The 8529-nt window shown below is 71.4% G+C and carries 9 protein-coding genes; 3 read left to right on the top strand and 6 right to left on the bottom strand.

Features of this window, described 5'->3' with window-relative positions; genetic code table 11:
- The 3 genes from ACXJKL_RS08570 to ACXJKL_RS08560 form a co-directional block, all read right to left on the bottom strand.
- Nucleotides 1-530 (bottom strand): threonine aldolase family protein (locus tag ACXJKL_RS08570; RefSeq protein ID WP_457206641.1); only part of this gene is annotated, 530 nt, incomplete at its 3' end.
- Between the two features lie 132 nt (nt 531-662).
- On the bottom strand, nt 663-2042 hold the full coding sequence (locus ACXJKL_RS08565; protein WP_457206640.1) for a class II 3-deoxy-7-phosphoheptulonate synthase: 1380 nt from the start codon (nt 2040-2042) through the stop codon (nt 663-665).
- A gap of 78 nt (nt 2043-2120) precedes the next feature.
- Nucleotides 2121-3572 carry an APC family permease gene (locus ACXJKL_RS08560; protein WP_457206639.1) on the bottom strand — a complete coding sequence of 484 codons (1452 nt, stop codon included), beginning with the start codon at nt 3570-3572 and terminating at the stop codon, nt 2121-2123.
- Between the two features lie 123 nt (nt 3573-3695).
- Between ACXJKL_RS08560 and ACXJKL_RS08555 the strand changes: the two genes are divergently transcribed.
- Nucleotides 3696-4154, top strand: coding sequence for a hypothetical protein (locus tag ACXJKL_RS08555; protein ID WP_457206638.1), 459 nt, complete (start codon nt 3696-3698; stop codon nt 4152-4154).
- Here the strand turns inward: ACXJKL_RS08555 and ACXJKL_RS08550 are convergent, their stop codons facing one another.
- Nucleotides 4155-5183, bottom strand: a complete 1029-nt coding sequence (locus tag ACXJKL_RS08550) for a 6-phosphofructokinase (protein ID WP_457206637.1) — start codon at nt 5181-5183, stop codon at nt 4155-4157. It lies immediately after the preceding gene.
- 66 nt (nt 5184-5249) lie between these two features.
- Nucleotides 5250-6062 carry an HAD-IIA family hydrolase gene (locus tag ACXJKL_RS08545; RefSeq protein WP_457206636.1) on the bottom strand — a complete coding sequence of 271 codons (813 nt, stop codon included), beginning with the start codon at nt 6060-6062 and terminating at the stop codon, nt 5250-5252.
- A gap of 54 nt (nt 6063-6116) precedes the next feature.
- On the opposite strand from ACXJKL_RS08545, the gene ACXJKL_RS08540 reads away from it, so the two are divergent.
- Nucleotides 6117-6929, top strand: coding sequence for a DUF1028 domain-containing protein (locus tag ACXJKL_RS08540; protein WP_457206635.1), 813 nt, complete (start codon nt 6117-6119; stop codon nt 6927-6929).
- Here the strand turns inward: ACXJKL_RS08540 and ACXJKL_RS08535 are convergent.
- The gene (locus ACXJKL_RS08535) at nt 6926-7519 is read right to left on the bottom strand and encodes a class I SAM-dependent methyltransferase (RefSeq protein ID WP_457206634.1); all 594 of its coding nucleotides are present in this window, start codon (nt 7517-7519) and stop codon (nt 6926-6928) included. The two genes, ACXJKL_RS08540 and ACXJKL_RS08535, sit on opposite strands and share 4 nt — an antisense overlap.
- A gap of 92 nt (nt 7520-7611) precedes the next feature.
- Between ACXJKL_RS08535 and ACXJKL_RS08530 the strand changes: the two genes are divergently transcribed.
- On the top strand, nt 7612-8529 hold a 918-nt coding region (locus tag ACXJKL_RS08530), incomplete at its 3' end, for an FGGY family carbohydrate kinase (protein ID WP_457206633.1).

The raw sequence follows: 8529 nt of genomic DNA, 5'->3' as shown, positions 1-8529 counted from the left end.
TGCGCGTTCCAGATCCGGGCGCCGTCCATGTGGAGCCGGCAGTCGACTCCGTCGGCCCAGTCGCGCAGCGCCCGCAGGTCCTCGACCGGCAGCACCGCGCCCCCGGCGAAGTTGTGGGTGCACTCCACCGACACGGCGGCGGTGGCGACGAAGAACGGCCCCATGTCCGGGGCGTACAGGCGCTGGATCGCAGGCAGGTCCACCTGGCCGCGAGGATCCGTCCAGGTGCGCATGGTGAGCCCGGTGATCGCGCCGTGTGCACCCAGCTCGGCGCGGGCGATGTGGGCGCTGGACTCGCACAGCACCTCCTGGCCGACGCCGACCAGGCTGCGGACGGCGAGGACGTTGGCGAGCGAGCCGGTGGGGGTGAAGAGCGCCGCCTCGTGGCCGAACATCTCCGCCACCCGGTCCTCGAGCGCGTTGACGGTCGGGTCCTCCGCGTAGACGTCGTCGCCCACCTCGGCGCTCGCCATCGCGGCGCGCATGGACTCGGTCGGGCGGGTCAGGGTGTCGGAGCGCAGGTCGATCACGCGCTCATCCCATCACGGTCGCCCCGGCACGCCCCGCGGAGCGGTGCACAGGCCACATTCGCCGCGCTGGGAATGTGGCTGACTCACCGCTCGACGACGCGCGCACAGGTCGACCCCGCGCGCCCGCGCGGATCAGGCCGTGCGCGCCCGGAGCATCTCGGCGACGAGGAAGGCGAGCTCGAGGGACTGGACCCGGTTGAGGCGCGGGTCGACGACCGACTCGTAGCGGTGCGCGAGCCCGTGCTCGTCGATCTCCTCGCCGCCGCCGACGATCTCGGTGACGTCGTCGCCGGTCATCTCCACCATCATCCCGCCGGGCACGGTGCCGAGGGCGCGGTGCACGTCGAAGAAGCCCTGGATCTCGTCCAGCACGTCGTCGAAGCGACGGGTCTTGTAGCCGGTCGACGCCTCGAAGGTGTTGCCGTGCATCGGGTCGCTGACCCAGGCGACCTGCACGCCCTCCGCGGTGACCTTCTCGACCAGCGGCGGCAGGCCGTCGCGGACCTTGCCGGCGCCGAAGCGGGTGATGAAGGTGAGCCGCCCCGGCTCGTTGTCAGGGTTGAGCCGGGCCGCGAGCGCGAGCGCCTCGTCGGGGGTCGCCGTCGGGCCGAGCTTGCAGCCGATCGGGTTGCGGATGTGGCGGAAGTACTCGACGTGGGCGCCGTCGAGCTGCCGGGTCCGCTCGCCGATCCACACCATGTGGCCGGAGACGTTGTAGGGCAGCTGGGTGCGCGAGTCGATGCGCGTCATCGCGTGCTCGTACTCCAGCAGCAGGGCCTCGTGGCTGGAGTGGAAGTCGACGCGGTGGAACTCGTCGGGGTCGGCGCCGATGGCCTTCATGAAGGTCAGCGCACGCTCGATCTCGCCGGCCATCAGCTCGTAGCGCTGGGCGTACGGCGACTCGCGGACGAAGTCGTTGTTCCAGGTGTGCACCTGGCGCAGGTCGGCGTAGCCGCCGGTGACGAAGGCACGGACCAGGTTGAGCGTCGCCGCGGACGAGTTGTAGACGTCCACGAGTCGCTGCGGGTCCGGGATCCGCGACTCGGGGGTGAAGTCGAAGCCGTTGACGGCGTCGCCCCGGTACGCCGGGAGGGTGACCCCGTCGCGGGTCTCGAGGTCGCTCGAGCGCGGCTTGGCGTACTGACCGGCCAGCCGGCCGAGCTTCACGACCGGCACCGAGGCGGCGTACGTCAGGACGACGGCCATCTGGAGCAGGACCCGCAGCTTGTTGCGGACATTGTCGGCCGTGACGCCGTCGAACGTCTCGGCGCAGTCACCACCGGCGAGCAGGAACGCCTCCCCGCGGCTGACCGCGGCGATCTTGTCCTTGAGCTCGTCGCACTCGCCGGCGAAGACCAGCGGTGGCGCGATGCGCAGCCGGTCGACCGCCTTGGCCACGGCGGCCTGGTCGGGGTACGTCGGCTGCTGGGCCGCGCCGAGGGCGTGCAACTGCTCGAGGGTGGGGATGGCCTGCCCTGGGGAGGCGAGGGACGGGGCGACTCGAGGGTTCACCCCTCAAGGGTACGGCGACCGGCCGGCGTGCCCGGACCCGTGACCGGTGGGCGGGCCCACCGGTCACGGGCCGCCGCGTCAGCGGACGTCTTCCTCCATGTGCTCGATGTCGCGGAAGCCGGTCTTCTGCGCCCGGACCCCGCGGTTGGTCAGCCACGTGAGCGCCCAGAGCACGATGCCCAGCAGCAGCAGGCCGCCGGCGATCTTGTACTGGATCATGTCCGCCTCGGTGCGCGCCCAGGGACCGAGCAGGTAGGCGCAGCAGACGGCACCGAGGACCGGCAGGTACGTCGGCGCGCGGAACGCCTTCTCGGGCGTCGGGTCGCGGCGCAGCACCATGCAGGCGATGTTGACGACCGTGAAGACGGCCAGCAGCAGCGTGGCCGTGGTGCCCGACAGCGCCCCCACCACCGAGTTGTCGGACATCAGGGTGACCACGGTGATGAGGCCCAGCGCCAGCAGCGTGGTGAAGAGGATCGCGGTCCAGGGCGAGCGACGACCCGGGAGCACCTTGCCCAGGCTGCGCGGCAGCACGTCCTGCTGGGCCATGCCGTAGATCAGCCGGCTCGCCATCAGCATGTTGATGAGGGCGGTGTTGGCGACGGCGAAGACGGTGAGGAACGGGAACAGCTTGTCGATCGGGAGGTCCGGCACCCCGATCTTGACCACGTCCAGCAGGATCCCGGCCTCCGCGTTGGTCGGCTCCGCGATCTGCCCGGCCGGGATGACGGCCACCACCGAGATGGCCACCAGCATGTAGATCACGACCGCGATGCCCAGGCCGGTGAGCATGGTGCGCGGGAAGATCCGCATCGGGTCCTGGGTCTCCTCGACCATGTTGACCGAGTCCTCGAAGCCGACCATGGAGAAGAAGGCGATCGCGGTGGCGACGGTGACGGCCATGAAGAGGCCCTTGTCGTCGGGGTTCTCGAAGACCGTGATGCGGCCGAGGTCGGCGTCGCCCTTGCCCACGACGTAGAAGCCGATGGCGATGACGATGGCCAGCGCCGTCATCTCCACGATGGTGAGCAGCACGTTGAACTTCACGCTCTCACCGACGCCGCGCAGGTTGATCGCGGCCAGCAGCACCATGAACAGCATCGCGGTGATCAGCGTGGTGGTCGTGGACGGGTCGTCGTTGCCGAAGCCGATCAGCAGGTTGGCCGCGAGCAGGTTGGAGGACGTCGACGCGCTGGTGATGCCCGAGCAGACCACGGTGAAGGCGACCAGGAACGTGACGAAGTGGATGCCGAACGCCTTGTGCGTGTAGAGCGCGGCCCCCGCCGCCTGGGGGTACTTGGTGACCAGCTCGAGGTAGGAGAAGGCGGTGACGGTGGCCACCGCGAACGCCACCAGGAACGGCAGCCACGCGATGCCGCCCACCTGCCCGGCCAGCTTGCCGGTGACGGCGTACACGCCCGCCCCGAGGATGTCGCCGACGATGAACAACAGCAGGAGCTTGGGGCCCATCACCCGCTTGAGATCGGGCTCCGCGCCGTTGACGTCAGGCTCGGCGGTACTGCTGCTCATGGCCACTCCCGCTCGTAGTCGTGATGAATGCCATCACTGTGGACTCGCGGGCAGGTGATGGCAAGCACCGCCGTGCCGACCGATCCGAGGACAGCACCGCTGCCGACGACCTAACGTCCCGCCATGGGACTCTTCAGGAAAAGGCCGCCCGTCGCCGACGCCACCGCACCCACGGAGCGTGGCTCCTGCTCGTGCCCCGAGCACGTCCAGCGGTTGCTCGGGGTCGTCGTTCCCGTCGCGGCAGCGTGGGAGGCGGACACCGAGGCGATGACGGTCGGCGAGCTCATCGAGGTCGAGGCGCTCGGCATCGACCCCGCCGAGCTCGTCTGGATCGACGACCAGGAGTCGGGCACCCGGCGCGGGCCGTTCCACTGGCGGCTGTGGATCGGGGACGAGGCACGCACGGCGTACGACGACGACGCCCCGCTCGCGGTCGACGCGGCGCTCCTGGAGCAGCCCGGCATCGAGGTCGTCGACTGGGAGGACCGCGAGGTCTTCCACCTCGCCGCCCCCACCCTGTGCGCCGACGGCGCGCTGGCCGCGGCCGTACGGGCGCTGCTCGACCCGAGGGTCAAGGGCTGATCAGCCGAAGAAGACCTGGGCCTCGGAGTACTCCTGCTCGCCGACCAGCTTGAGCTCGCCGGTGCCCTCGATGAGCGGGACCCGCTCGATCTTCGTCCCGCGCAGCGCCATCATGGTGCCGAAGTCGCCGTCCGCCACGGCGTCGATCGCCTGCAGGCCGAAGCGGGTCGCCAGCCAGCGGTCGAACGCGGTGGGCGTGCCGCCGCGCTGGATGTGGCCGAGCACGACCGCGCGGGCCTCCTTGCCGGTGCGCTGCTCGATCTCGCCGGCGATCCGGTCGCCGATGCCGCCGAGACGCACGTGGCCAAAGGCGTCCTTCTCCCCGCTGACCAGCGTCATGTCGCCGCCGGCGGCCGGGACCGCGCCCTCGGAGACCACGATGATCGGGGCGTACTTGCTCTCGAACCGCGTCTGGACGCGGGCGCAGACGTCGTCGATGTCGAAGGGCTGCTCGGGGATGAGCACCATGCTGGCACCGCCGGCGATCCCGGAGTGCAGGGCGATCCACCCGGCGTGCCGACCCATCACCTCGACGACGAGCACGCGGTGGTGCGACTCGGCGGTGGTGTGCAGGCGGTCGATGGCCTCGGTGGCGATGTTGACCGCGGTGTCGAAGCCGAAGGTGAAGTCGGTGCCGGAGAGGTCGTTGTCGATCGTCTTCGGCACGCCCACGACGTCCACGCCGAGGTCGGCGAGCTTGGTCGCGACGCCGAGCGTGTCCTCGCCGCCGATCGCCACCAGGGCGTCGACGCCGTCGCGCTCGAGGTTGGCCCTGATCCGCTCCACGCCCCCGTCGACCTTGAAGGGGTTGGTGCGGCTGGAGCCCAGGATCGTGCCGCCGCGGGGCAGGATGCCGCGGCACTGCTCGACGCCGAGCTCCATGGTCAGACCCTCGAGGGGGCCCTTCCAGCCGTCGCGGTAGCCGACGAACTCGAACCCGTGGCCCTGGACGCCCTTGCGGACGACGGCCCGGATGACGGCGTTGAGGCCGGGGCAGTCCCCGCCACCGGTGAGCACTCCGACGCGCATGCTGATCTCCTCAGGTCGGATCGATCCTCCGCATGTTGGATCGATCAAGAACGTCAGTGAGCGTAGTCACTCCCCCGCCGGGGGCGCCACCATTGCGACCAGGTCGGCCACGGAGTCCACGACCTGGCTGGGGCGGTAGGGGAACGTCTCGACCTGGTCGCGGCTCGTCGAGCCGGTCGTGACCAGGATCGTGCGCAGGCCGGCCTCGAGGCCCGACACGATGTCGGTGTCCATCCGGTCGCCGACCATCACCGTCGTCTCGGAGTGGGCGTCGATGCGGTTGAGGGCGTTGCGCATCATCAGCGGGTTGGGCTTGCCGACGTAGTACGGCGCCCGACCGGTCGCGGTGGAGATCAGGGCGGCGACCGAGCCGGTGGCGGGCAGCGTGCCCTGCTGGCTGGGCCCGCTGACGTCGGGGTTGGTGGCGATGAACCGGGCGCCGGCCTCGATCAGCCGGATCGCCTTGGTGATCGCCTCGAAGGAGTAGGTGCGCGTCTCCCCCAGCACCACGTAGTCGGGGTCGCGGTCGGTCATCACGTAGCCGATGTCGTGCATGGCTGTGGTCAGCCCGGCCTCGCCCACGACGTACGCCGTGCCCTCCGGTCGCTGGTCGGCGAGGAACTGCGCGGTGGCCAGGGCGGAGGTCCAGATCGCGTTCTCGGGGACGTCGATGCCGCTGCCGAGGAGCCGGGCGCGCAGGTCGCGCGGGGTGTAGATCGAGTTGTTGGTGAGCACCAGGAAGCGACGACCGGACGCCTTGAGGGCATCGACGAAGTCGGCCGCGCCGGGGATCGCGTGCTCCTCGTGGACCAGCACGCCGTCCATGTCGGTCAGCCACGTCTCGATGGGGCGGGTCTCGATCGGCGCGTGGGTCGTCATGGCGTCATTGTGTCGTCTCCTCCTCCACCACCGGCACGCCACTAGGGTCGGCGCATGACGTTCTCCATCGTGGCCCGCTCCGACGACGGCGAGTCCTGGGGCGTGGCCGTCGCCTCCAAGTTCCTCGCGGTCGGCTCGGCGGTCCCCGCCGCCGTCGCGCAGGTGGGCGCCATCGCGACCCAGGCCGAGGCCAACGTCAGCTGGAAGTTCGTCGCGCTCGCACACCTCGACGACGGCGCGACCGCCGAGGTGGCCCTGGCCCGCCTCGTCGAGGAGGACGACAAGCGCGATCACCGCCAGGCCGGCATCGTCGACTCCGACGGCAACGCGGCGACCCACACCGGAGCCGAGTGCTACGACTGGGCCGGCGGCGTGACCGGGCCCGGCTACGCCATCCAGGGCAACATCCTGGTCGGCCCCGAGGTCGTCGACGCCATGGAGCTGTCCTGGCAGGGATCGGCGGGACAGCCGATCGAGCGGCGGCTGCTCGACGCGCTGCGCGCCGGGGACGAGGCCGGCGGGGACCGGCGCGGCCGCCAGTCCGCGGCCCTGCTCGTGGTCCGCGAGGACGCGGGGTACGGCGCGGGCGACGACGTCGCCGTCGACCTGCGGGTCGACGACCACCCGGCACCCGTCGGGGAGCTGGCCCGGCTGCTGGACCTCAACGACCTCTACCTCACCGCGTCGTCGGAGGACGAGAAGGTCGCGATCACCCCCGAGCTCGACGCTGAGGTCGCGGGGCTCGTGCAGGCGCAGGGACACCCCGACCTGCGGTCGTGGGTCGGCAGCGAGAACTACGAGATGCGCGTCGGCGACGACGGGTCGTGGATCGACCGGCGGGTGCTGGCGATCCTGCGCGACGCCTAGGCAGGCCTGGTCGCCAGGACGTTGAACTCGTTGTGGGTGAAGGCCTTGCCGGTGAGYCTCGGCAGCGGGAAGCTCCGCCACCGCTGCGGCTCGAGTCCCAGGTCGCGGGCCAGGTCCATCAGGTCCTCCCCCGTCGTCCAGCGCACGTGGGTCGGGTCGGAGGCGTAGCCCCGCTCCTGCGGACAGATGAACAGCACCCGCCCGCCCGGGCGGAGGTAGGGCAGGTAGGACCGCGTCACCTCGAGGCCCAGCTCGGGAGGCATGTGCTCGATGACGTGCGAGACGAGCATGCCGTCGTACGACTCGGGGACCCGCAGGTCGGAGGTCTCCCACTCGGCCGTGGTGAGGGCGGTGAGTCCCCGTGAGCGGGCGATCTCGATGGACGTCTCGTTGTGGTCGACGCCCACGGAGCCGGCCGGCAGCGTCTCCAGGTTCCGTCCGATGCCGCAGCCCACGTCGAGGGTGCGGCCGAGGTCGTGGCGCCGCAGGTTCCAGCGGTACGGCGCCTGGACGTTGAGCACCTGCTTCCAGCGCGCGGTCTCCTTGTCGTGCAGCCGTTTCGCGTATTCCTCGCCCCGCGTGTCGCGCATGGCCACGGACCCTACCGCGCAGGCCACCTCGGTTCGAGGGCTCCGCGGCGCACTAGGTTGGGCGTCCCGCCGGTCCTGCCCGAAGGAGACCGTTGTCCGTCCTTGCCCTCCACGCCGGTACGTCGCACGTCACCGCCGCCGTCGTCGACGCGCGGGGCCGTCTTGCGGCCAGCGCCCGACGGGACGTCGTCCGGCACGTCCCCCGTCCCGGCTGGGCGGAGCTGGCCCCCGAGGAGGTGTGGCTGGCCGCCGTCGCCGCGACCCGCGAGGTCCTGGAGGCGACCGATGTCGCCGACCTGACGGCCGTCGGCATCACCGGTCGGCGTGGTGCCGTGGTGCTGTGGGACCGCGAGACCCTCGGGTCCCCGCGACGAGCGATCACCGCTGACGACCGACGTACGGGTGCCGTGCTCCGGTGGTTGGCCGAGCACGAGCCGCACACCTGGGCGCTGGTGGTGTCGGGGCGCTACGCGATCGGGACCCTCGACTCCTACCTGGTGGCCCGGATGACCCGCGGCACCTGGCACCTGACCGACCCCTCCACCGCAGCCCGGACCGGCCTGCTCGACCTCGGGACGGGCACATGGTCCGTCGAGCTGTGCGACCGGGCGGGGGTGCCCCGCGACGCCCTGCCCGAGCTCGTCCCCAGCTGGGGCGAGGCGGCCCGGACGGAGCCGCGGGCGTTCGTCGGGCTGTCCCTCCCCGTCGCGTCCGTGGTCGACGAGGAGTCGGCGGCACTCGTCGCCCAGTCCGGTCTTGCCCCCGGCTCCGCGGCGTGCGCGCTGGACGAGGAGTCGTCACTGCTGGTGCACACCGGCCCGTCGCTGGTGGCACCTGTCGCCGGGCTCCGGTCCAGCATCGCCTGGCGCTCCGCTGCCGGCGAGGTGGGCTGGGCGCTCGAGGGCGAGCCGTCCGCGGCCGCGCTGGACCTGGTCGTGGGACCCCTGCGCGTCGGCGGACCCGCGGCGCTCGAGGACCGGCGATGCCAACGGGTGGCCGACCTGCTGGGT

Source organism: Nocardioides sp. P5_C9_2 (assembly GCF_054049555.1).
The sequence above is the reverse complement of the archived record's forward strand: the minus strand, read 5'-3'. Positions and strand labels throughout refer to the sequence as shown.

Coding starts and splice junctions, on each gene's coding strand:
- ACXJKL_RS08560 (WP_457206639.1), bottom strand. CDS start 3,572: ATGAGCAGCAGTACCGCCGAGCCTGACGTCAACGGCGCGGAGCCCGAT.
- ACXJKL_RS08555 (WP_457206638.1), top strand. CDS start 3,696: ATGGGACTCTTCAGGAAAAGGCCGCCCGTCGCCGACGCCACCGCACCC.
- ACXJKL_RS08550 (WP_457206637.1), bottom strand. CDS start 5,183: ATGCGCGTCGGAGTGCTCACCGGTGGCGGGGACTGCCCCGGCCTCAAC.
- ACXJKL_RS08545 (WP_457206636.1), bottom strand. CDS start 6,062: ATGACGACCCACGCGCCGATCGAGACCCGCCCCATCGAGACGTGGCTG.
- ACXJKL_RS08540 (WP_457206635.1), top strand. CDS start 6,117: ATGACGTTCTCCATCGTGGCCCGCTCCGACGACGGCGAGTCCTGGGGC.